Here is a 22002-nt window from a genome sequence, read left to right as displayed (position 1 = left end):
AGATTCAAATAAATTTTTATATTATTGATAAAGATTCTCCTAATAAAAAAGGAGCGATTTTATTCCTTATTTCGGGATAACAAATATGTGAACAAATTTCTGTAAAAAAAAATATTTTGGTATCTAATTTTATAAAAAAAAGTTGTAATAGGGCTTTTTAAATTCGAATTTTTTTAATATTTTATAAATGAAAAATCATCAAACTCAAGTAAGAGTTCGTTACTCAGAAACCGACCAAATGGGAGTCGTTTATCACGGAAATTATGTGCCTTATTTTGAAATTGGACGCGTGGAATGGCTTAGAAATAAAGGGGTTTCGTATAAAAGCATGGAAGAAAGCGGAATTGGTCTTCCAATTGTCAACATGAATATCAATTACAAAAAATCGGCAAGATATGATGAACTTTTAACAATTCATACCACTTTCAAAAGTCACTCTTCGGTTAAGATTGAATTTGACTGCGCAATCTATAATGAGTCAAATGAGTTATTAACAACTGCCACGTTTATTTTGGTATTTGTCGCGTTAAAAACAGGTCGTCCAACTGCCCCTCCGGAATACATTTTAGACATATTCAAATCACTTGAAGAAAAGTGTTAAAATGACGTTTGTTTTTGTGTTAATTTATATAATTTTAATATCAATTTCGAACATTAAATCAAAAATGCTGAACACTGCTTCGGCATTTTTTTTTCGTGTTTTGGTCACAATTTTGCCAATTGGCAGTCCTGAATTTTCATCTATTTCCATTTCCTGTGATGTTATTTCTAATTTTTTTTCTTTGATAACCCGCATTACTTTATTCATGTTTTTGTAATCAAAAGAAATTAAAAATTCGACATCAATAGTTTTTTCTACAATTTCACAAACTTCTAATGTCTGTTGTGCTGTAGTTCTGTAAGCTGCAATCAAACCACCAACTCCTAATTTTACACCTCCAAAAATCCGAACTACTACAACCAAAACGTTAGTTACACCAAAAGATTGTATCTGACCGTAAATTGGAGCTCCGGCTGTATTACTAGGTTCTCCATCATCATTAGCGCGATAAGAGATTTTATTTCCAACTCCTAATTGATAAGCATAACAATAATGTACAGCATGCGGATGTTGTTTTTTGAGGTCTTCAATAATGGGTTTTACTTCATCTTCATGATCTATCGGAAATGCGTAGCCAAAGAATTTACTGCCTTTTTCCTTGAACAGTATTTCTTGAGATGCAGTTGCAATAGTTTGATAAGTATCGTTGATTTCCAAATGTTAAGCTTTTAATTTTTTTGGCCACAGATTTAATGGATTTAAAAGATTTTTTTTGCCACTAATTACACAAATTTCCGCGAATTTTAGTTTTAATTTTTAAACCAGTTTAATTAATGGAAATTTGTGTAATTCGTGGCAACATATTTTTGAATCCTTTATTAATTAGTATATCCCGATAGCTATCGGGAGTGGCTAAAATATTTTTTTATAATAATCCTTTGCTAAATAAATCTACAACATCTTCTTTCCCAACTTGTAGATTCCAAACTTTGATTCCTAAAGCAGCAGCGCTGTCTGTATTTTCTTTTTTATCGTCGACAAACAAAGTGTTTTCCGGAATTAGATTATGATTGTCTAAAAGAGTTTGATAAATTTTTGGATCAGGTTTTCTTAATCCCATTTCAAATGAAAAATATACTTTCTCAAAACAAGCATAAAAATCTTTATAGAAAGAAATACCGCTTTTCTGTTCAAAAGTATTGATGTGAATAGAGTCGGTATTACTTAATAAGAACAGACGATATTTTTTTGATAATTCCTGAAGAAACTCCAAACGGTAAAAAGGAAAATCTGCCAATACAGCATTCCATGCTTTAAGGATTTCTTCTTTGGAAGCATTAGGCAGTTGTGTCTGAAAACCGCCAATAAAATCTTCCGGCGAAATGCCTCCGACTTCAAACGAAAAATTGAGTTGGTCAAAGTCTGCATTCCATTCTGTCATTCCTAATTTTTGCAGACCGGAAATAGTAGCTTGTTTGTCCAAATTGATAAAAATGTCACCAAAGTCAAAAATTATAGCGTCAATCATGATTTCTAATCTGTGTTAATTCGTCACTTAAAATATTGGTTTTTATAATTTCTTTTTTTGAAATAATTGGTGCTTTTGTTCCATTCTTGAAAATTGATTTTCCTCTGAAAACACGAGCTTCATCCCAAAGATTTTCATCAATAAAAGATTGTAAAGTCTGTCTTCCGCCTTCAATTATTATAGACTGAATTTGATTTTGATACAAAACTTCCAAAATCTGTGGCATGATATTTTTGTTAAAATCGATTATTTCAAACTGAGTGTTTTCAGTTGATGATTTTATATTCTCACTAACAAAAACAATGGTTTTAACAGAATTATCAAAAACAAAACTGTCTGGATTAATTCGGTTATGACGATCTACAATCACTCTTGCAGGATTATTCCCGCTCCAATCTCTTGCATTTAATTTCGGATTATCATCGACAACAGTTTGTGTTCCTACTAAAATGGCCTGCTCTTCAGTTCTCCATTTATGAACCAATTGTCTTGAATATTGATTTGTAATCCAAATTGGTTTTCGTTCCTGATCTGAAACTTTTTCAGGAGCTAAAAATCCGTCCTGACTTTCTGCCCATTTCAAAATGATATAAGGTCTTTTCTTCTGATGAAAAGTAAAAAAGCGCTTATTGAGTTCGTTGCATTCATCTTCTAAAACTCCAACTGTGACATTTGCGCCAGCTTCGATTAATTTTAGAATTCCTTTTCCTGCTACTTTTTCATTTGGATCAACTGTTCCAACAACAACATTCGGAATTTCATTTGCAATAATCAAATCACAACAAGGAGGTGTTTTTCCAAAATGACTGCAAGGTTCTAAGCTTACATAAATTGTAGCTTTTTTTAAAAGAGATTTATCTTTTACAGATTTCACGGCATTTACTTCCGCATGTGGTTCACCGGCTTTTTTGTGCCAGCCTTCACCAATGATTTTACCTTCGTAGACGATTACGCTTCCAACCATTGGGTTCGGATATGTTGTTCCAAGCCCATTTTGTGCCAGTTCTATACAGCGTTTTATGTATTTTTCATGTATATTCACAGTGCAAAAGTAGTTATTTTTGAATTTATCCCTAACTGAAAATGCTTAAGTTGTGAAACAATACAGTTAGTTATAATAGTATCGAAAAACTATGTATACTTTTGTATTGATAATAATTTAGAATAAAAAAAATGGTAAATTGGCTTATACGAGCAATTGAAAAAGAAGACAATCAGTCAGTTGCGAGTTTGATTAGATCTGTTTTTGACGAAATGGAAATTCCAAAAGTAGGAACTGCATACGAAGACCCTTGTTTGGATTTTATGTTTGAGGAATATGGTAAAGCAAAATCGGCTTATTTTGTGGTTGAAAATGATGGGGAAATTGTAGGTTGTGCCGGAATTGCGCCTTTGGAAAATGGAGATTCAGCTATTTGTGAATTGCAAAAAATGTATTTTCTTCCGAAAACACGCGGTTTAGGAATTGGAACCAAAATGATGGAAAAATGTCTGGAGCAAGCAAGAGCTTTTGGTTTTGAAAAATGTTATATCGAAACGATGCCTTTTATGCATGCCGCGCAAAAGCTGTATAAAAAATCAGGTTTTGAATATTTAGATGCTCCGTTAGGTTGCACTGGGCATAATTCTTGTCCGGTATGGATGTTGAAAGTTTTGTAAAAAAGTTGTAACAAATCTTAATGAACGAGACTTATTTAAAGTTAAAAATCAGTTTGGACTGATAATATAATGTTCAAAAAATTGAAATGAAAATTAAACAATACCGCACTCAATTTATTAAAGAATTATCGCCTTTTTACGATGCGTACGAAGCGGAGAGTTTTTTTTATTTAATTCTGGAAGAGAAACATAAGCTTCGTCAGATTGACTTAGCATTAAACCATGAACTGGCATTTGAAGAGAATGACTTTGTTATATGGGATGAATTAGTGAAACATTTAAAGAAAGAAGTTCCAATTCAGTATTTACTGGGTAAAACACATTTTTACGGTTTGGATTTCGAAGTAAATGAAAATGTTTTAATTCCAAGACCGGAAACCGAAGAATTGGTGGAATGGATTATTAATGAAAATGCAGGTTCAGAGAAATCTAAAAAAATAAAAATCCTGGATATAGGAACAGGAAGCGGTTGTATTGCTATTTCTTTGGCTAAAAATATACCTAATGCAGAAGTTGTCGCGATTGATGTTTCTAAAAAAGCAATTGAAACGGCTAAAAGAAATGCAGTCAGAAATAATGTTGATGTGACTTTTGTATTGCTGGATATTCTAAGAGAAGAAGAATTAAGATGTCAGTTTGATGTTATTGTTTCGAATCCGCCTTATGTCCGCAATCTGGAAAAAGTAGAAATCAAGAAAAATGTTCTGGATTACGAACCACATTTAGCACTTTTTGTAGAGGATACTGATGCTTTGATTTTCTATCGAAAAATTGCTGAACTAGCGAGAAAAGCTCTTTTTGGAACCGGAAAACTATATTTTGAAATCAATCAATATCTTGGGAAAGAAATGACCGATTTATTAGAAAATATGGATTTTAAAAATGTAGAATTACGAAAAGATATTTACGACAACGATCGTATGATTTCCTGCAAGGTTTCCAAAACCTTGTAGGTATATTTGAGCAGTATTGTTTTTAATACAATAGATGTTTAGCAAAAGAAAATTATTGAAAAAATGAAACGTCTAATCTAGCCCCGATAGAAGTGGAAATCCTTTTGTATTGGGGTTCAATACAAAAGATTGAAACGGATAGCGGGACAGGTCGTTCTTTTGAACCGATTATTTCTGCTTCAAACAATTATTCGTAACGCAACGCCTCAATCGGATCTAATTTAGAAGCCTTAATTGCCGGATATAAACCAGAAACCAACGCTACACAGAAACTAGTTGCAAACGCGGCAAAAATGGCCATCCAAGGAATTACAAAGACAAAGCTCATTGCAGTTGCTATTCCGAAACCTAGAAGTATTCCAAGAAAGATTCCAACCAAACCGCCAATTTGTCCAATCAATAAAGTTTCGATAAAAAACTGAAAAGCTACAGTTGACCTTTTTGCTCCCAAAGCTTTACGGACACCAATTTCACGGGTGCGTTCTGTAACCGAAACAATCATAATATTCATCAAAGCGATAGAAGATCCTAAAATGGTAATTACGGAGATAATCCAGGCTGCCCAGCCCAAATATTTGGTAATTCCTAAAATGCGGTTGATTAAATCGTCGCTTCGCCCAATGCCAAAATTATTATCACGAACCGGGCTCAGTTTACGAACTCTTCTCATGGTGCTTGTTGCATTATCAACAGCTTCGTCCAAAAGTTCTTTTTTTGAAACCATGACACTAACTGTATAATTAATGTTTGGAGCCGTAAATAATGATCTTGCAACCTGAATTGGAATGAGGACACGTAAATCTTGACTGTTTCCAAAAGTGGATCCTTTTTCTTTTAAAACGCCAATAACTTTAAATCGTGCACCACGAATGGAAATGATTTTGTCTATCGGGTTTACATCTTTCAAAAGTCCTTTTTCAAAATCAGAACCTACAATACAGGAATACGTATTATTTTCAATGTCAAATTGATTAAAAGAACGCCCCAAAGTCGTTTCTAGACCAGAATTGTTTATAAAGTGTTCATCGACACCAACAACTGTAATCTCTGGATCTGTTTTGGTGTCTAAATATTTTACTTCTGCTTTTGAAGTTGCTGTAAAAGAAAGCGAAGTTTCTGTAAATGGATATTTGTATTTGTTTTTAAAAGCGACCGCTTCAGGATAGGAAATAATTGGATTAATCACTTCACGTTCTTTTCCGCCACGATTACGAACATTATTTTCGTATTGATTAATATTGAAAGTGTTTGCTCCCATTGAAGCAAAATTGGTAGAAATAGTATTCTCTAACGCAGAAACTACGGTAAGAATTCCAACTAAAGCGGTAATACCAATAGCAATAATTAAAACGGTAAGAATAGTACGCAGTAATTGTGTTTTGATGGAACCAAACGCAATTCGGATATTTTCTTTAAATAATTTTAGCATCATGACCAATTTGTCACGAAAATACGTTTTTTGTTACAAGTTTGCTTTCGATGTGCTATTATTTATTCTAAAAAGTAAGATATTTGCAGGCGATTTAAGTTAAAAAGAAATAATGTTAAGGAATTTTAGAAAAAAGATTTCAAGGAATCTAAAATCTAAAATCAACAATCTAAAATAAAGAAGATGGCTTCAAAACCAAGTATTCCACAAGGAACAAGAGATTTTTCACCTGCAGAGGTGTCAAAACGTCAATATATTATTCAGACGATAAGAACTAATTTTGAAAAATTTGGCTTTCAGCCGATAGAAACTCCTTCGTTTGAAAATTCAGATACTTTGATGGGAAAATATGGAGAAGAAGGAGATCGTCTTATTTTTAAAATATTGAATTCAGGGAATTTTTTCTTCAATAAAAGTAAAATTGAATTACCGGAATCTTTGGAGGCACTTCAAACTAATTCTGCTGAAACAATTAGCCTGGAGCAAAGAATTGAACTGAATAAATTTACAGGAAGAATTTCAGAAAAAGCATTACGTTATGATTTAACTGTGCCTTTTGCAAGATATGTGGTGCAGCACCAAAACGAAATTGAATTTCCTTTCAAAAGATATCAAATTCAGCCGGTTTGGAGAGCAGATCGTCCACAAAAAGGCCGTTACAGAGAATTTTTTCAATGTGATGCCGATGTTGTGGGGTCTAAGTCACTTTGGCAGGAAGTTGAGTTGGTGCAGTTATATGATACTGTTTTTACGGCTTTAGGATTAGAAGGTGTTACCATTAAAATCAACAATAGAAAAATATTGTCTGGAATTGCTGAGGTTATTGGTGCTTCAGATAAATTAATCGATTTCACCGTTGCGCTTGATAAATTGGATAAAATTGGAGAAGACGGTGTTAAAAAAGAAATGATTGAAAAAGGAATTTCGGAAGAAGCATTGGTTAAAGTACAACCACTTTTTAGTTTTTCTGGAACTTTCGCTGATAAAATCAACCAGCTTTCAGCATTATTAGCTTCATCTGAAGAAGGAATGAAAGGGGTTGAAGAATTGAAATTCATTTGTGACAATGTTGCCGATTTAGGGTTGTCAACTGCAATTTTAGATTTGGATGTGACTTTGGCTCGTGGATTAAATTACTATACTGGGGCTATCTTTGAAGTTGCAGCTCCTAAAACGGTTTCAATTGGTTCTATTGGCGGAGGCGGAAGATACGACGATTTGACGGGCATTTTTGGTTTAAAAAATATGAGCGGTGTCGGAATTTCTTTTGGTCTGGACAGAATTTATTTAGTTTTGGAAGAATTAAACTTGTTTCCTGAAACAGTAGCAGCGACTTCAAAAGCAATATTTTTAAATTTTGGAGATAAAGAAGCTTTATATGCTTCAAAAGCAATTCAGCAATTAAGACAGGAAAATATAAAAGTAGAATTGTATCCAGATAACGTAAAAGTGGGGAAACAATTTCAATATGCAGATAAACGTTTGATTCCGTTTGCAGTAATTGTGGGTGATCAGGAAATTGCTTCAAATTCGTATGCACTTAAAAATTTAGTGACAGGAGAGCAGGTTTCTGTAGATTTCGAAGGATTGAAAAGTGCTTTATTAGATTAACTATTTGAAACTAAGGTTTTGCCACAGCTTATACAGATTTAAAGGATTTTTGTGTTTCACGCAGATTCGGCAGATTAAAGCAGATTTAATTTGATTTTATATAAAATAATCTGCTCTAATCTGCCTAATTTTTTTTTAAAATCTGCGTGAAATAAAAATATAGGTTAACTATTTGAAATAAAGGTTTTTGCTTCGGACATCTCGTGTTCAAAGGAATTTCTTTTAAAATCTCTGCAAGAAATAGTTGCCAGAGAAGAAAAAAAACTCTTAATTTGCCGACCTTAAGTTACGGGCGTAGTTCAAGGGTAGAATAGCGGTCTCCAAAACCGTTGATGGGGGTTCGAATCCCTCCGCCCGTGCTAAAAAAATATTTTACCGCAAAGAACGCAAGGTTTTTTATCTTAAAATACTTTTGAAAAACACAAAGTTCGCAAAGCTATTCATATAAAGCTTTGCGAACTTTGATTTTTTATAAAGCTCAAGAGTGAAAAAAAACTCTGCGTTCTTTGCGGTAAATTTTTTGTTATTAATGAATTTAAAGATGAAGAAAACATAAAAAAAAGCTTCGTCTCTATAGGCGAAGCTTTTTTTAATATAAGGTAAATTTGAATTAATAATTATTTTGAGGCCTAAGCCAACCCTTAAATTCAATTTTGGTGGTAATGATTTTTGTTTTTCACTCTCAAAGATAAAATAAACTATAACGTAATAGTCTTAAAATTATACTAAATTTTAATTGACTACTTTTGGATTTTAAAAGTCTCATAACTAATAAAGTGACAATTTGACATTTTATAAGATTTGGCAGTACTTTTGCAATCCAACAAAAAGAAATAAAAAATGAAGTTTAAAAATATTTTTAAAAATAAAAGTAATATGACTACGGAAAATACAGAATTCGATCAGGAATTAGATGATGCAACGATAGAGACTAACGCTAATGGAGAGCAATTAATTGTTGAAGAATTAAGTGTTGAAGAGCAACTAGCTCAGGACTTAGCTAAAGAAAAAGATAAGTTTTTGAGATTATTCGCTGAATTTGAAAATTACAAAAAAAGAACTTCAAAAGAGCGTCTTGAATTATTTAAAACGGCAAACCAGGAAGTTTTATTAGCGATGCTTCCGGTTTTAGATGATTTTGATAGAGCAGCTGTAGAAATCAACAAATCTGATGATGAAAACTTGAAAAAAGGTGTTGAATTAATTCACGAAAAATTAAAAAGCACTTTAGTTTCTAAAGGTTTAGAGCAAGTTGAAATACAGGCAGGCGATGCATTTAATGCTGATGTTGCTGAGGCAATTACCCAAATTCCGGCTCCGTCTGACAAATTAAAAGGGAAAATTGTTGATGTAATTGAAAAAGGATACAAATTAGGAGACAAAATTATTCGTTTCCCTAAAGTTGTTGTTGGAAACTAAAAGCTAATAAAATTCTGAAATTCAGTTCTCTAATTGGAATTTGGAGTTTTAGATTTGGAATTTAACCTAAATTATGAAAAAAGATTTTTACGAAATACTAGGCATTTCAAAAAATGCTGATGCTGCCGAAATTAAAAAAGCGTACAGAAAAAGCGCTCTAAAATACCACCCTGATAAAAACCCGGGCGACAAAGAGGCAGAAGAAAACTTCAAATTAGCGGCAGAAGCTTATGAAGTTTTGAGTGATCCACAGAAAAAAGCGAAATACGATCAATACGGGCATCAGGCATTTGATGGTTCCGGAGGATTTGGCGGTCATGGTGGTATGAATATGGATGACATTTTCAGCCAGTTTGGTGATATTTTTGGTGGCGGATTTGGCGGTTTCGGAGGCGGAGGCGGAGGTCCTCGTCGTGCAAAAGGAAGCAATCTTCGAATTAAAGTAAAATTGACCTTGGAAGAAATTGCAAATGGAGTAGAGAAAAAAGTAAAAGTAAAACGTAAAGTTCAGGCTAAAGGCGTAACCTATAAAACTTGTACCACTTGTAACGGTCAGGGTCAGGTTATGCGTGTAACCAATACCATTTTAGGAAGAATGCAGTCTGCGTCAACTTGTCCTACTTGTGGTGGTTCTGGTCAGATTTTAGATAAAAGACCTTCTGAGGCAGATGCACAAGGAATGGTTCAGGAAGACGAAACCGTATCAATTAAAATTCCTGCTGGGGTTGTTGACGGAATGCAGTTAAAAGTGGCTAATAAAGGTAACGATGCACCAGGAAACAGTATTCCAGGTGATTTAATTGTTGCAATTGAAGAAATTGAGCACGAGTTCCTGAAACGTGAAGGTGAAAATGTTCACTTTGATTTATATATCAGTTTTCCGGAAGCCGTTTTAGGAGCATCAAAAGATATTGAAGCAATTAACGGAAAAGTACGTATTAAACTGGAAGAAGGAATTCAGTCTGGAAAAATCTTAAGATTAAAAGGAAAAGGAATTCCAAGTTTAAACGGTTACGGAAGCGGAGATTTATTGGTTCACGTAAATGTTTGGACTCCAAAAACTTTAAACAAAGAACAAAAACAATTCTTTGAAAATGCTTTAAACAATGAGCATTTTACTCCAAGTCCGGAGAAATCAGAGAAATCATTCTTTGAAAAAGTAAAAGATATGTTCTCATAATCGAAACTTTTTTAAAAGTTTGAATAATATAAAAACCCATTCTAAACACAAATTGGAATGGGTTTTTTGCTTAATATGACATAAATTCATTTCGAATTATTTACTTTTACAGTCGCTGAGTCAACATGGACAAAGCAACGCAGTAAATCAACAAAATAGCATGAGTAACTTACTTGAAGTACATAATGTCGTAAAACAATACGGCGATTATGTAGCGCTTAACGAAGTTTCATTAAATGTGCCAAAAGGCAGTATATATGGACTTTTAGGTCCCAATGGAGCCGGAAAAACTTCCCTTATCAGAATCATCAATCAAATTACATTGCCGGACAGTGGCGAAGTAATTTTGGATGGAGAAAAACTACAGCCAAAACACGTACAGACTATTGGATATCTTCCGGAAGAAAGAGGTTTGTATAGTTCTATGAAAGTAGGAGAGCAATGTTTGTATTTGGCGCAAATGAAAGGGCTTTCTAAAGCTGAAGCTAAAAAACAGCTGGATTATTGGTTTGATCGTTTGGGAATTCAGGGCTGGTGGAACAAGAAAATTCAGGAACTTTCCAAAGGAATGGCACAGAAAATTCAGTTTGTAGTTTGTGTTTTGCATAAACCTAAGTTGTTGATTCTGGATGAACCTTTTTCAGGCTTTGATCCTGTAAATGCAAATATCATTAAAGATGAAATTTTAGCTTTAAAAGAGCAAGGTTCTACGATTATTTTCTCGACGCACAGAATGGAAAGTGTTGAAGAAATGTGTGAGCATATCGCTTTAATCCATAAGTCGAATAAATTGATTGAAGGTAAGGTAGCAGACGTAAAACGTCAATTTAGAAGCAATAGTTTTGAAGTTGGAATTTTGACCGGTAATGTTGAAGGCTTGATGTATGACATTACACAAAAATTCACTGTTTCACCTGCTAATTTTAAATCCTTAAATGATGATTTAAAATTGAATATCGAAATTGGAAATGCGACGCCAAACGAATTATTAAATGTCTTAACACAGCGCGGACAAGTAACACATTTTGTTGAGAAAATTCCAAGCATAAACGATATTTTTATTCAAACCGTTACTGAAAACAAAAAATTAAATTCCAATAATTAAATTCCAAATTCCAAATTTGAGACAGAAATAGTTGGAATTTGGAATTTGAGATTTGAAAATTAAAATATATTTATGAGTATTATCTCGCTGATCATAAAAAGAGAATTTATTGCCAAAGTCCGCAATAAATCTTTTGTTGTCATGACTTTTTTAAGTCCTCTTTTATTTGTGGCTATTGCTGTTTTTATTGGCTATTTAAGTTCAATGAAGGCTGATACCAAAAGTATCGTAATTCATGATTCAAGCGGACTTTTTGCTTCTGATTTTATAAAGGAAAATAAAAATGGTTCTGAGTTCAAATATTATGATTTATCCAAGTTAGATGTTCAGGCACTAAAAGATAGTATTGCAACAGAGCGCTTCAGTGGTTTGATCGTTATTCCGAAAACGACAAATATTAACGATTTAGAGAGTAAAATTGAATTTATTTCGAATAGCAGTCCAAGTATTTCTTTTGTTGAAAATACACAGGATGTCATTGCATCAAAAATCACAAAATTAAATCTGGAACAGGCAAAACTGGATACTCTGGCGATTCAGAAAGCACAGTCAAAAGTCAATATTCATTTGGTTAAAGCTTCCGGAGAAGAGAGTTTAAAAGGTTTAAATGAAATTAAAATCGGAATTGGAGGCGCATTTGGTTATCTGATTATGATGTTTATTATCATTTACGGAAATATGGTTATGCGAAGTGTAATCGAAGAAAAAACCAACCGTATTATCGAAATCATAATTTCATCAGTAAAACCATTTCAGTTAATGATTGGAAAAATTGTTGGAACTTCATTGGCTGGAATTCTGCAGTTTATGATTTGGGCGATTATTGGCTTAGGATTGATGTTTGCTGCTTCGGCATTTTTTGGTGTGAATGTTGGACCAACAGCCAGAATTTCACCGGAAATGATGCAAACCGCACAACATGAATTTTCCGGATCAGCGCAAATGTATATTGCTGAATTATGGAATCTGCCAATTGCAAGTATCATTATTGGATTTGTTATTTATTTTATAGGAGGTTATTTCCTGTACAGTTCATTTTATGCAGCAATTGGAGCAGCGGTTGATAATCAAACCGACTCGCAGCAATTTTTATTGCCCATCATAATGCCATTAATTTTAAGCGTTTACATCGGATTTTTTACAGTTGTAAACGATCCGCACGGGACAATTGCGGTGGCATTTTCAATGATTCCGCTTACGTCGCCAATCGTAATGTTAATGCGCATTCCGTTTGGAGTGCCTTGGTGGCAAATTGCAATTTCGGTATCATTATTGTTTGCAACCTTTTTCCTTGTCGTTTGGTTCGCTGCAAAAATCTATCGTGTAGGTATTTTAATGTACGGCAAAAAACCAAGCTGGAAGGAATTGTATAAGTGGCTAAAATATTAATTTTAAGTTGCAAAGTGACAGAGAGACAAAGTTGCAAAGATTTTTACTTTGCTCCTTTGAATCTTAAGAGATTGTATAACAGTTGAAAGTTATAAAAGGCGACAAAGCAGAACTTTGTCTCTCTGTCACTTTGCAACTTTGAACCTTTAAAAAGAATGAGTAAAATACTAATTGTCGAAGACGAAGCAGCAATCAGAAGAGTTTTGGTGAAAATTTTATCAGAAGAAAATGATTCGTATCAGGTTGATGAAGCGGAAGATGGCGTTGCAGGACTTGAAAAAATAAAAAACAACGATTACGATTTGGTTTTGTGCGATATCAAAATGCCAAAAATGGACGGTGTTGAGGTTTTAGAAGAAGTAAAGAAGATAAAACCGGAAATTCCGATGGTGATGATTTCGGGTCACGGCGATATGGAAACGGCTATTCAGACCATGCGTTTGGGGGCTTTTGATTATATTTCGAAACCACCGGATTTGAATCGTTTATTAAATACTGTTCGTAATGCTTTAGACAAAAAACAATTAGTTGTTGAAAATAAAATTCTAAAGAAAAAAGTCAGCAAAAACTACGAAATGATCGGCGAAAGCGAATCCATCAATCATATTAAAGTGATGATTGATAAAGTAGCTCCAACCGAAGCAAGAGTTTTGATTACTGGGCCAAACGGGACCGGAAAAGAATTAGTGGCGCATCAATTACATGAAAAAAGTGAACGCTCCGGTTTTCCTTTGATTGAAGTAAACTGCGCAGCAATTCCAAGTGAATTGATCGAAAGTGAATTGTTCGGACACGTAAAAGGTGCTTTTACATCGGCAGTGAAAGATCGTGCTGGGAAGTTTGAGGCAGCAGACAAAGGAACTATTTTCCTGGATGAAATTGGAGACATGAGTCTTTCGGCGCAAGCCAAAGTGTTAAGAGCACTTCAGGAAAGCATGATTACAAGAGTGGGTGCAGATAAAGATATTAAAGTTGATGTTCGTGTTGTTGCAGCAACCAACAAAGATTTGAAAACTGAAATTGCAGAAGGTCGTTTCAGAGAAGATTTATATCATCGTCTGGCTGTAATTTTAATTAAAGTTCCGCCATTGAATGAAAGACGTGATGATATTCCGGCGTTAATTAAACACTTTGCGGAAAAAATTGCTTCAGAGCAAGGAAACGCTGTCAAAGGATTTTCGGCGCAAGCCATACAGTTATTACAAGAATACGACTGGACAGGAAACATTCGTGAACTCCGAAATGTAGTGGAAAGATTAATCATTCTAGGAGGAAGCGAAATCTCTGAAAGTGATGTGAAAATGTTCGCAAGCAAATAATGATTTAGAATATAAATTCTATAATCATAAATCTAAAATTAAGCATGAAACTAAAAAAGATAAACGAGAAATTACAAGACGGACTAATTGAATTTGGTTTGACAGAAGCTAATGCTTTGCAAATGGAAACCTTTTCGACTATAAAAAGTGGAGCCGACTGTGTAATTATTTCACCAAAAGGAAGTGGAAAAACAACTACGATTGTTCTAAATGTAATTCAGCAACTGGTTGGAAAAAATGAAGAATCTCCACGTGCACTGATCATTGTCGAAGACAAAGAGAAAATGACGGAGATGGTGGAACTTTTCGAGAAATTAGGAAAATATGCTAATCTTGAAGTGTACGGTGTTCATGATAAAGGCGATATGGATTATGACAAAAACTACGTTTCGACAGGAATTGACGTCTTAATTGGAACGCCAACAAAACTAAATGATATGTTTAGCACGGCAGGTTATAATGTAAACCGTCTTAAAATGTTTGTTTTAGATGATGCGGATCCAATTTTGAAATTACGCCATGATCCAAAAATTACGCGTATTTCAAATAGTATTGCCAAAGTACAGCGAATTATTTTTGCTGAAACTCTGACAGAAAGAATCGAAATTTTGGCAGATAAAATCATGATTGAACCTTATTTGTTCGATATGGATGAAGAAGGCGAGGAGCTTGATGAAGACGAAGACGATATTGAAGAAGAATAATATATAATGACAGTATGTAGTGGCAGTTTACGGTAAAAGGTAAACTGCCACTTTTACTTAAATTTAACTACAAACTTATTTATGGAGATTTTAAAAACGTTCAAATTCTTGTCAATTGTACTATTGTGCTTTTTTCTGGTTATTTACGTTTTGATCATTTCCTATGTTTATTTCAATCAGGTTGGATTGGTTTTTCATGCTTCGAGATTGCCAAAAGATTATAAATTTGATTATCAGCAGAAGTTTGAGGAAATAAATATCAAATCGTTTGATGGAGCTGTTTTAAATGGATTGTTATTTAAAGCTGAAAAATCAAAGGGACTTATTTTTTATCTTCATGGAAATGCGGGTACATTGGAAACCTGGGGAAAAATGGCTAAAGTTTATACTTTTAACAGATATGATATTTTTATTTTAGATTATAGAAGTTTTGGTAAAAGTGAAGGCGAAATCGAAAATGAAGAGCAATTAAGTCAGGATATATCTATTGTATATAAATCTTTACTAAAAAGATATTCTGAAGATAAAATTATAATTGCAGGATATTCCATAGGATCAGGTTTTGCTGCAAAACTGGCTTCAGAAAACAAATCAAAAGCTTTGATCCTTCAGGCTCCATATTATAATTTTTTAGAATTATCGAGTTCCAGAGTTCCCTTTTTTCCTGATTTTATGAAGAAGTTTAGTCTGGAAACAAACGAATATCTGCCAAAAATAAAAACACCAATTTATATGTTTCACGGAACTAACGACCAGTTAATTCCTTTTGAAAATTCGATAAGATTAAAAAAGCTTCTAAAATCAAATGCTTATTTTTATCCATTAAAAAATCAGGAACATATTGGTATAAATGAAAATGAAGATTTTCAGAAACAAATAAAAATAATATTAGAATAAAATAAATTATCATGGGATTAATGAAAGTGTTTTCGGGAAGTGAAGTATTAGCTATTGCTTTACAGGAACGATTAGAAGAAGCCGGAGTAGAAACGGTAAAAAAAGACAATATTCAATCGGCTCGTTTAGGAGGTTTTGGACAAACAGATTTGGCTGTTGAAGTTTTTATTCAGGAAACTGATTTTGCAAAAGCGAATCCTGTAATAGAAGAATTTAGAATGAGTCTTTAAAATAGTATTCGGTGTTCAGTATTTAGTCACAGTTTCATACTGTATGCGAACTACGACTGAATACTAGATACTCAATACTGCGAACTAAAAAAATATGCAATACAAAATGTTAGTGCTCGACATGGATGATACCTTGTTGACAGACGACCACAGAATTTCGGATTTAAATAAAAAAGTAATATTAGAAGCGCAGGCAAAAGGAGTGTATGTTATTTTGGCTTCGGGCAGACCTACAATTGCAATGACGGCTTATGCTAAAGAATTGGAATTAGATTTAAACGATTCGTATATCATTTCGTTTAATGGTGCTATAATAAGCCGTGTAAAAGATGATTTAGTTTTGTTTGAACAAAAGCTTACCGTAGAACAGATTCATGCTTTATACGATTACAGTGTCAAAATGAAAACCGATATCATTACGTATTTAGATGATGAAATTATCAGTCAGACCGATTCTGAATATATCGAAGTTGAAAAAGAAATTACAGGAATGGTTCATCGTAAAGTTTCGGACTTTAAAAGTTATGTAGACCGACCTGCTGTAAAATGCATTTTGCTCGAGAAACCGGAATATTTAAAAACAGTTGAGAATGATTTAATAGAAGAGATGCCGCATTTAAGCATTTCGATGTCGAAACCATTTTTCTTAGAAGCAGCGCAACAAGGAATTGATAAAGCAGCAAGTTTGAAATATTTGGCTGATAAATTAGGCATTCAGCAAAGTGAAATTATCGCTGTTGGAAATGCAGGAAATGATTTAACAATGATTGAATATGCAGGTTTAGGAGTTTGGGTTGATAATGTAACGCCTGAACTGCGAGATAAAGCCGATTTAATTGTAGCTTCAAATAATAATGATGGTGTTGCTGAGGTAGTACAACGTTATATTTTAAATTAGAAAAAATGAAGAATCCGATAGAAACCGAACGTTTGATTTTACGGGAACTAGAGCTTTCTGATGTTGAGGGAATGTTTGAATTGGATTCGAATCCGAATGTGCATTTGTTTGTTGGAAATAATCCCGTAAAGAATATTCAGGAGAGTATTGATATGATTGAGAATATTCAGAAACAATACAAAGATTTTGGAACTGGTCGGTGGGCCGTCGTTCTAAAAGAAACAAATGAGTTTATTGGCTGGTCAGGAATAAAATATATTACCAACGAAATCAATAATCATAAAAATTTCTACGAATTAGGATATCGTTTTATAGAAAAGCATTGGGGAAAAGGATATGCTTCTGAAGCAGGAAAAGCTTTTGTTGATTACGCTTTTAATGAAATGAAAGTAGAGAAACTTTATGCTTATGCAGATGCAGGAAATGAAAATTCCAGAAAAATTTTAGAAAAACTAGGTTTCCATTTTGTAAATTCTTTCGAATATGAAGGAGAAGTCGAAGTTTGGTACGAACTCAAAAGTCCGGACTCAAACTAAGAAATGCATTCCAAATCTTTACATACTTAAAAGTCAGTAAAGATTTGGAAACAATTCAGAGTTATAATTATTTTTTAGCTACAGAAACGAAGTATTTGTTTCCGTCACCCATAGTCAATTTTACACGTTCGTCGCAAAGATCGATTGCAAAATTAGCACTTTCGTAACAGCTGCAAGTAGTATTTTTGTCTTTAGACATTTCTGTTTTACAGTTATTGTTTTTAAAAGTACTTAATTGTGGAGTATATAAACTCACTAAATCAGTAGAAGCAGTAACTAAAGAGATGATACTTGCCGAATTATTATTCGTAATTCTGTACACAATTCTGTCTGTGTAGTTTACATCATTAACCGTTACTTTACGAATGTAGGTATAAGCTGTTGATCCTTCACCTGGTTCTTTTACTTCAAACTTAAATCCAACTGCACGAATAGCAACATCAAATTGTTGTTGAGAGTTTAAGCTCGCCCAAGTTGTTAATGTACTAATAGAAGGAAATGGATTTGCATTTGCAGCCGGAGCATTAGTTTGCGCTTGCGAACTAAAAATGGTTAAGAACATCAAGCAGATTGTGGGTAAAAATGCTTTCATAAAGTGGTATTTGTTATTATAATTGTTGCCTACTCTCTTTGGTTTTCGGCTTTCCCATTTTATTTTGTAACACAAAACAACAACATAACGGTTAAAATTCAAAATTGTTATGCCTGAATTATTATTAAATTAATTTAAGCGTGTTAAAATTCTTAAATCTGAATTTAATTTACCAAAGAATTATAACAAAGGTAAATGTAAGAAATTTTGAATTTATATCGCTAAAAAATGTACTTAATCGATGAAATTTGCATTTTATCGATTATTTTGTCATTTTATTCTTATTGAATTGTTAAAAATGAGAGTTAGAAAAGTTCGGTTTCAGATTAAAAAGGAATGAGTTAGACGTTTTTGGAATGTTTCTAAATTAACATTACCCGCAATTTATTGATTCGAAGTAAATTAATCGCTTTCTTTTAATGAATATTGTTCGTAAATTTGCAGCCTTAAATTTTTTGACAACGATTTCATTAGTTTAAGACAAATTATGGAAAATAGAAAAAAAGTTGCCTTTTACACTCTGGGTTGTAAACTGAATTTTTCAGAAACCTCTACAATCGCCAGAAGTTTTAATGACGAAGGTTTTGACCGCGTCGATTTTGAAGATGTTGCAGATATCTATGTGATTAATACCTGCTCTGTAACAGAAAATGCCGATAAACAATTTAAGCAAGTAGTAAAGAAAGCAATGAAGCTTAACGAAAAAGCTTTCGTTGCCGCTGTTGGCTGTTATGCGCAATTAAAACCGGAAGAATTAGCTGCAGTTGATGGAGTTGATTTGGTTTTGGGAGCGACAGAAAAATTCAAAATCACCGACTATATCCATGATTTGAGCAAAAACGATATGGGTGAAGTGCACTCATGCGAAATTGCCGAAGCCGATTTTTATGTAGGAAGTTATTCTATTGGTGATCGTACCAGAGCATTCTTAAAAGTTCAGGACGGTTGCGATTATAAATGTACGTATTGTACCATTCCATTAGCGAGAGGAATTTCCAGAAGTGATGCTTTAGAAAATGTCTTGAAAAATGCCAAAGAAATTTCGGCTCAAAATATCCGTGAAATTGTTTTAACCGGTGTAAATATTGGTGATTACGGAAAAGGGGAGTTTGGAAATAAAAAACACGAACATACTTTTCTGGATTTAGTTCAGGCTTTAGACAAAGTGGAAGGAATTGAACGTTTGAGAATTTCTTCAATCGAACCCAATTTATTGAAAAATGAAACAATAGAATTTGTTTCTAAAAGCCGCACTTTTGTGCCGCATTTTCATATTCCGTTGCAATCAGGTAGCAATGATATTTTGAAATTAATGAAACGTCGTTATTTACGTGAAGTATATATCGATCGCGTTAATAAAATTCGTGAAGTAATGCCTCACGCTTGTATTGGTGTAGATGTTATTGTTGGTTTTCCCGGAGAAACAGATGAGCATTTCTTAGAAACGTATCATTTCTTAAATGATTTGGATATTTCTTATTTACATGTTTTTACTTATTCAGAAAGAGATAATACTGAAGCAGCAGAAATGGAAGGTGTTGTTCCTTCAAATGTAAGAGCAAAACGCAGTAAAATGCTTCGTGGATTGTCTGTTAAAAAACGTCGTGCTTTTTACGAAAGCCAATTAGGAACCAACAGAACGGTTCTTTTTGAAAGTGAAAATAAAGAAGGATACATTCAAGGATTTACTGAAAACTACGTAAAAGTAAAAACGCCATGGAATCCGGAATTGGTCAATACTTTACAAGAAATTAATTTAACTAAAATAGACGAAGATGGAAGTGTTCGTTTAGAGTTTTTGAATAAATTGATGGAAGTTTAATTTTTGCAAATAATCCAAAATTACCACATAGTTTGTCATTCCGAGGAACGAGGAATCACACAAGAGAATCGACAAAGATTGGCGATTATTCAGATGGAATTACTAGTGTGATTCCTCGTTCCTCGGAATGACAAAAAATAAGAAAGCCCTTTTTGAATTTAATAAGGGCTTTTCTGTTTTTATACATTACTCATTATCCTTAACGACTAATTTCAAAGAATTAATATAATCAGTATCAAACTCAATAACCCGAATTTTTTCCGGATTAAAACCTAATTCACCTCCAAACTTACCTCTTGTGTCTAAGAAATCAATAGTTAGTTCTTCGTCGTTTAATGTTATTAGTTTTCCTAAATAAGCAGATTTAGATGATTTTTTGGCAATTTGAAAAATGCCGTATTTCTCTGAAACGTAATTAATAATTGAAGCGAAATCCTTGATAGGAATAATATCATCAGAATTGATTTTTAATCCTTTCAAGCGAATTACTTTTTCTGTAAAAGCTAAATCATGATCTCTGTTTACAGCTTCAATATTTTTATTTCTTAGAATAACAAAACCATCCAAAACAAAATCGACTGGATTATTTCGAAGTAAAATCCAATCATCAGAATAATCAATAAGAAATCCAGAGTAAATCTGTTTTTTATCCTGAAATTCTATTTCTACCAATTGTCTTAAATATTGTTCCATTTAATGTCTTTTTGCGATTTAAACTTTGTCAAAGTTTCAAACTTTGACAAAGTTTACAAGATTAGTTTTAAGGATTAGTAGACCAAATACTGCTGTTTTTGATAAAAACTCTTCGGTTTAATTTTAACTGTGCGATAATTAAATCTGCCATATCTTCAGATTGCATTACTTTTTCCGGATTTCCGTCCGTTAGGTTTAAGTCTTTTGCCATATCTGTAGCCACTGTACTTGGTGTCAAAGCCGTAACACGGATATTGTGTTTTCTCATTTCCTGCATTAAAGAATCGGTTAAACCTAAAACCGCAAATTTTGAAGCGCTGTAAGCACTAGTCAAAGCATTTCCGTTTAATCCTGCAGTCGAAGAAATATTAATAATATCTCCGGTTTGTCTTTCGATCATATTTGGGATAATGGCACGAGTGGTGTAGTACGTTCCCATTAAATTTACCTGAATAATTCTTTCCCAGGCTTCCGGTTCTAATTCTAAGAATTTTCCAAAAGAAGCAATTCCAGCACTGTTGATTAGAATATCGATACTTTTGAATTCCGCAATCGCTTTTTCAACAGCAGAATTGATAGAATTAATATCTGAAACGTCAGCAGGTAAGGCCAAAGTTTTTACTCCAAATTTTGCAGTTTCTTCTGCAAGTTGATCAATATCATTTTGGGTTCTGGAAACTAAAATCAGGTTTACACCTTCTTTGGCCAAAGCAATTGCAACGGCTTTTCCAATTCCTTTTCCAGCACCAGTGATTAGTGCATTTTTATTTTTTAAGTCGGTCATGATTGTATTTTTAGAAATGCAGAAAGCATCATTTTAAGTCTTACAAAAATAAGATTTTGTAAACTAAAATGATGCTTTAAAGTGTTTTCTTAATCTAAGTTTAACAACTTTTCGTTATTCTTTCAGAACCATGTCAATACACATGACAGCTCCTAAAATCAATTGTCTTAACGAACTGTCAGCAGGTACATTTTCTTCAATTTGAAGAACATAATTATCGGCACTCGTAAAAAACTCTTTTCCTAATCCTGCCCATTTTTTACTTACCTGAGCCAATTGCCTGTTTTCATGAGAGAATTTAAAATCCCATCCTGTCCATTTTCCTTGTAAAGTAGCAACAGGTCTTTCGTTTTTATCTAAGATTTCAAATTTTCCTCCAATAGAAAAGAATTTTTGTTTGAATGTTCCAACCAAACGATCTTTTTCGTCCAAAACTTCAACAGTTGAACGGAATATCGCAACACCTCTTCTTACAGAAATTAATTTTTCACCGGAAGCGGTTGTAATTTCTACATTAAACGGAGTTGCTCTTTTATAATCTGTGAAACGGAATACTTTGGTAAAGAAACCAAGATTGTTCTCACGACAGTTCATAATAATTTGATTGGTCTGCGGATCGTAAATGTCATAGTTGTTAGCAGCTTTAAACATTCCGATATGTTCTTTTACTAAAAATAGATTTTGGCTTAAAATGGAGTTCATACGAGTATAAA

General features: G+C 33.3%; 23 protein-coding genes and 1 tRNA gene. 16 read left to right on the top strand and 8 right to left on the bottom strand.

The window, feature by feature from the left end:
• Nucleotides 1-187 precede the first annotated feature (187 nt).
• Nucleotides 188-601 (top strand): acyl-CoA thioesterase, encoded by a 414-nt coding sequence (locus HYN56_RS24960; protein WP_091492281.1) that lies wholly within the window; start codon nt 188-190, stop codon nt 599-601.
• 24 nt (nt 602-625) lie between these two features.
• On the opposite strand, the gene HYN56_RS24955 is transcribed toward HYN56_RS24960, so the two are convergent.
• The 3 genes from HYN56_RS24955 to ribD all read right to left on the bottom strand — a co-directional run bounded on the left by HYN56_RS24955 (nt 626) and on the right by ribD (nt 3111).
• The gene (locus tag HYN56_RS24955) at nt 626-1258 is read right to left on the bottom strand and encodes an IMPACT family protein (protein ID WP_109194678.1); all 633 of its coding nucleotides are present in this window, start codon (nt 1256-1258) and stop codon (nt 626-628) included.
• Between the two features lie 208 nt (nt 1259-1466).
• Entirely contained in the window at nt 1467-2069 is a 603-nt protein-coding gene (locus HYN56_RS24950) for an HAD family hydrolase (protein WP_109194677.1), read from the bottom strand.
• On the bottom strand, nt 2062-3111 hold the full coding sequence (ribD, locus tag HYN56_RS24945; protein ID WP_109194676.1) for a bifunctional diaminohydroxyphosphoribosylaminopyrimidine deaminase/5-amino-6-(5-phosphoribosylamino)uracil reductase RibD: 1050 nt from the start codon (nt 3109-3111) through the stop codon (nt 2062-2064). The genes HYN56_RS24950 and ribD overlap by 8 nt, the downstream gene beginning before the upstream one ends.
• Nucleotides 3112-3242: 131 nt before the next feature.
• On the opposite strand from ribD, the gene HYN56_RS24940 reads away from it, so the two are divergent.
• Nucleotides 3243-3728: a GNAT family N-acetyltransferase gene (locus tag HYN56_RS24940; RefSeq protein WP_109194675.1), complete on the top strand. Its 486-nt coding sequence runs from the start codon at nt 3243-3245 to the stop codon at nt 3726-3728.
• Nucleotides 3729-3814: 86 nt separating this feature from the next.
• On the top strand, nt 3815-4681 hold the full coding sequence (gene prmC, locus HYN56_RS24935) for a peptide chain release factor N(5)-glutamine methyltransferase (RefSeq protein WP_109194674.1): 867 nt from the start codon (nt 3815-3817) through the stop codon (nt 4679-4681).
• A 187-nt stretch (nt 4682-4868) separates the two neighbouring features.
• Here prmC and HYN56_RS24930 read toward each other — a convergent pair whose 3' ends face one another.
• Nucleotides 4869-6113: an ABC transporter permease gene (locus HYN56_RS24930; protein ID WP_167398351.1), complete on the bottom strand. Its 1245-nt coding sequence runs from the start codon at nt 6111-6113 to the stop codon at nt 4869-4871.
• 180 nt (nt 6114-6293) lie between these two features.
• Here HYN56_RS24930 and hisS point away from each other — a divergent pair, with 180 nt between their 5' ends.
• The 12 genes from hisS (at nt 6294) to HYN56_RS24865 (ending at nt 17398) form a co-directional block, all read left to right on the top strand.
• Nucleotides 6294-7721 (top strand): histidine--tRNA ligase, encoded by a 1428-nt coding sequence (hisS, locus tag HYN56_RS24925; RefSeq protein ID WP_109194672.1) that lies wholly within the window; start codon nt 6294-6296, stop codon nt 7719-7721.
• 288 nt (nt 7722-8009) lie between these two features.
• Nucleotides 8010-8080 (top strand) — tRNA-Trp (locus HYN56_RS24920).
• A gap of 481 nt (nt 8081-8561) precedes the next feature.
• Nucleotides 8562-9140, top strand: coding sequence for a nucleotide exchange factor GrpE (locus tag HYN56_RS24910; RefSeq protein WP_109194670.1), 579 nt, complete (start codon nt 8562-8564; stop codon nt 9138-9140).
• Nucleotides 9141-9213: 73 nt separating this feature from the next.
• On the top strand, nt 9214-10320 hold the full coding sequence (dnaJ, locus tag HYN56_RS24905; RefSeq protein WP_109194669.1) for a molecular chaperone DnaJ: 1107 nt from the start codon (nt 9214-9216) through the stop codon (nt 10318-10320).
• Between the two features lie 160 nt (nt 10321-10480).
• Entirely contained in the window at nt 10481-11425 is a 945-nt protein-coding gene (locus tag HYN56_RS24900) for an ABC transporter ATP-binding protein (RefSeq protein ID WP_109194668.1), read from the top strand.
• A gap of 72 nt (nt 11426-11497) precedes the next feature.
• A complete protein-coding gene (locus HYN56_RS24895; RefSeq protein ID WP_109194667.1) occupies nt 11498-12814 on the top strand; it encodes an ABC transporter permease in 1317 nt (438 codons plus the stop codon).
• Nucleotides 12815-12969: 155 nt separating this feature from the next.
• Nucleotides 12970-14133: a sigma-54-dependent transcriptional regulator gene (locus tag HYN56_RS24890; protein ID WP_109194666.1), complete on the top strand. Its 1164-nt coding sequence runs from the start codon at nt 12970-12972 to the stop codon at nt 14131-14133.
• A gap of 44 nt (nt 14134-14177) precedes the next feature.
• Nucleotides 14178-14837, top strand: coding sequence for a DEAD/DEAH box helicase (locus HYN56_RS24885; protein ID WP_109194665.1), 660 nt, complete (start codon nt 14178-14180; stop codon nt 14835-14837).
• Nucleotides 14838-14945: 108 nt separating this feature from the next.
• Nucleotides 14946-15734, top strand: coding sequence for an alpha/beta hydrolase (locus HYN56_RS24880; RefSeq protein ID WP_240622632.1), 789 nt, complete (start codon nt 14946-14948; stop codon nt 15732-15734).
• Nucleotides 15735-15745: 11 nt separating this feature from the next.
• Complete coding sequence (locus HYN56_RS24875; RefSeq protein WP_091133675.1) at nt 15746-15964, top strand: putative signal transducing protein; 219 nt, start codon at nt 15746-15748, stop codon at nt 15962-15964.
• Between the two features lie 94 nt (nt 15965-16058).
• Entirely contained in the window at nt 16059-16862 is an 804-nt protein-coding gene (locus HYN56_RS24870) for a Cof-type HAD-IIB family hydrolase (protein ID WP_109194663.1), read from the top strand.
• A gap of 5 nt (nt 16863-16867) precedes the next feature.
• Nucleotides 16868-17398, top strand: a complete 531-nt coding sequence (locus HYN56_RS24865) for a GNAT family N-acetyltransferase (RefSeq protein WP_109194662.1) — start codon at nt 16868-16870, stop codon at nt 17396-17398.
• A gap of 67 nt (nt 17399-17465) precedes the next feature.
• On the opposite strand, the gene HYN56_RS24860 is transcribed toward HYN56_RS24865, so the two are convergent.
• Nucleotides 17466-17990, bottom strand: a complete 525-nt coding sequence (locus HYN56_RS24860; RefSeq protein ID WP_109194929.1) for a hypothetical protein — start codon at nt 17988-17990, stop codon at nt 17466-17468.
• 487 nt (nt 17991-18477) lie between these two features.
• On the opposite strand from HYN56_RS24860, the gene mtaB reads away from it, so the two are divergent.
• On the top strand, nt 18478-19812 hold the full coding sequence (mtaB, locus tag HYN56_RS24855; protein ID WP_109194661.1) for a tRNA (N(6)-L-threonylcarbamoyladenosine(37)-C(2))-methylthiotransferase MtaB: 1335 nt from the start codon (nt 18478-18480) through the stop codon (nt 19810-19812).
• Nucleotides 19813-19998: 186 nt separating this feature from the next.
• Here the strand turns inward: mtaB and HYN56_RS24850 are convergent, their stop codons facing one another.
• The 3 genes from HYN56_RS24850 to HYN56_RS24840 all read right to left on the bottom strand — a co-directional run bounded on the left by HYN56_RS24850 (nt 19999) and on the right by HYN56_RS24840 (nt 21991).
• The gene (locus HYN56_RS24850) at nt 19999-20505 is read right to left on the bottom strand and encodes a hypothetical protein (protein ID WP_109194660.1); all 507 of its coding nucleotides are present in this window, start codon (nt 20503-20505) and stop codon (nt 19999-20001) included.
• Nucleotides 20506-20572: 67 nt separating this feature from the next.
• Entirely contained in the window at nt 20573-21289 is a 717-nt protein-coding gene (locus tag HYN56_RS24845) for a 3-ketoacyl-ACP reductase (protein WP_109194659.1), read from the bottom strand.
• A gap of 114 nt (nt 21290-21403) precedes the next feature.
• Complete coding sequence (locus tag HYN56_RS24840) at nt 21404-21991, bottom strand: LURP-one-related/scramblase family protein (protein WP_109194658.1); 588 nt, start codon at nt 21989-21991, stop codon at nt 21404-21406.
• Nucleotides 21992-22002 lie beyond the last annotated feature (11 nt).

The sequence above is a fragment of the Flavobacterium crocinum genome, from assembly GCF_003122385.1.
Classification (GTDB): Bacteria; Bacteroidota; Bacteroidia; order Flavobacteriales; family Flavobacteriaceae; genus Flavobacterium; species Flavobacterium crocinum.
Note: the sequence above shows the minus strand (reverse complement) of the source record. Positions and strands in the feature narration are given on the sequence as shown.

Bases quoted from the DNA above. Each gene is read 5' to 3' on its own strand.
- HYN56_RS24960 (WP_091492281.1), top strand. From the start codon at position 188: ATGAAAAATCATCAAACTCAAGTAAGAGTTCGTTACTCAGAAACCGAC.
- HYN56_RS24950 (WP_109194677.1), bottom strand. From the start codon at position 2,069: ATGATTGACGCTATAATTTTTGACTTTGGTGACATTTTTATCAATTTG.
- HYN56_RS24940 (WP_109194675.1), top strand. From the start codon at position 3,243: ATGGTAAATTGGCTTATACGAGCAATTGAAAAAGAAGACAATCAGTCA.
- prmC (WP_109194674.1), top strand. From the start codon at position 3,815: ATGAAAATTAAACAATACCGCACTCAATTTATTAAAGAATTATCGCCT.
- HYN56_RS24930 (WP_167398351.1), bottom strand. From the start codon at position 6,113: ATGATGCTAAAATTATTTAAAGAAAATATCCGAATTGCGTTTGGTTCC.
- hisS (WP_109194672.1), top strand. From the start codon at position 6,294: ATGGCTTCAAAACCAAGTATTCCACAAGGAACAAGAGATTTTTCACCT.
- HYN56_RS24910 (WP_109194670.1), top strand. From the start codon at position 8,562: ATGAAGTTTAAAAATATTTTTAAAAATAAAAGTAATATGACTACGGAA.
- dnaJ (WP_109194669.1), top strand. From the start codon at position 9,214: ATGAAAAAAGATTTTTACGAAATACTAGGCATTTCAAAAAATGCTGAT.
- HYN56_RS24900 (WP_109194668.1), top strand. From the start codon at position 10,481: ATGAGTAACTTACTTGAAGTACATAATGTCGTAAAACAATACGGCGAT.
- HYN56_RS24895 (WP_109194667.1), top strand. From the start codon at position 11,498: ATGAGTATTATCTCGCTGATCATAAAAAGAGAATTTATTGCCAAAGTC.
- HYN56_RS24890 (WP_109194666.1), top strand. From the start codon at position 12,970: ATGAGTAAAATACTAATTGTCGAAGACGAAGCAGCAATCAGAAGAGTT.
- HYN56_RS24885 (WP_109194665.1), top strand. From the start codon at position 14,178: ATGAAACTAAAAAAGATAAACGAGAAATTACAAGACGGACTAATTGAA.
- HYN56_RS24875 (WP_091133675.1), top strand. From the start codon at position 15,746: ATGGGATTAATGAAAGTGTTTTCGGGAAGTGAAGTATTAGCTATTGCT.
- HYN56_RS24870 (WP_109194663.1), top strand. From the start codon at position 16,059: ATGCAATACAAAATGTTAGTGCTCGACATGGATGATACCTTGTTGACA.
- HYN56_RS24865 (WP_109194662.1), top strand. From the start codon at position 16,868: ATGAAGAATCCGATAGAAACCGAACGTTTGATTTTACGGGAACTAGAG.
- HYN56_RS24860 (WP_109194929.1), bottom strand. From the start codon at position 17,990: ATGAAAGCATTTTTACCCACAATCTGCTTGATGTTCTTAACCATTTTT.
- mtaB (WP_109194661.1), top strand. From the start codon at position 18,478: ATGGAAAATAGAAAAAAAGTTGCCTTTTACACTCTGGGTTGTAAACTG.
- HYN56_RS24850 (WP_109194660.1), bottom strand. From the start codon at position 20,505: ATGGAACAATATTTAAGACAATTGGTAGAAATAGAATTTCAGGATAAA.
- HYN56_RS24845 (WP_109194659.1), bottom strand. From the start codon at position 21,289: ATGACCGACTTAAAAAATAAAAATGCACTAATCACTGGTGCTGGAAAA.
- HYN56_RS24840 (WP_109194658.1), bottom strand. From the start codon at position 21,991: ATGAACTCCATTTTAAGCCAAAATCTATTTTTAGTAAAAGAACATATC.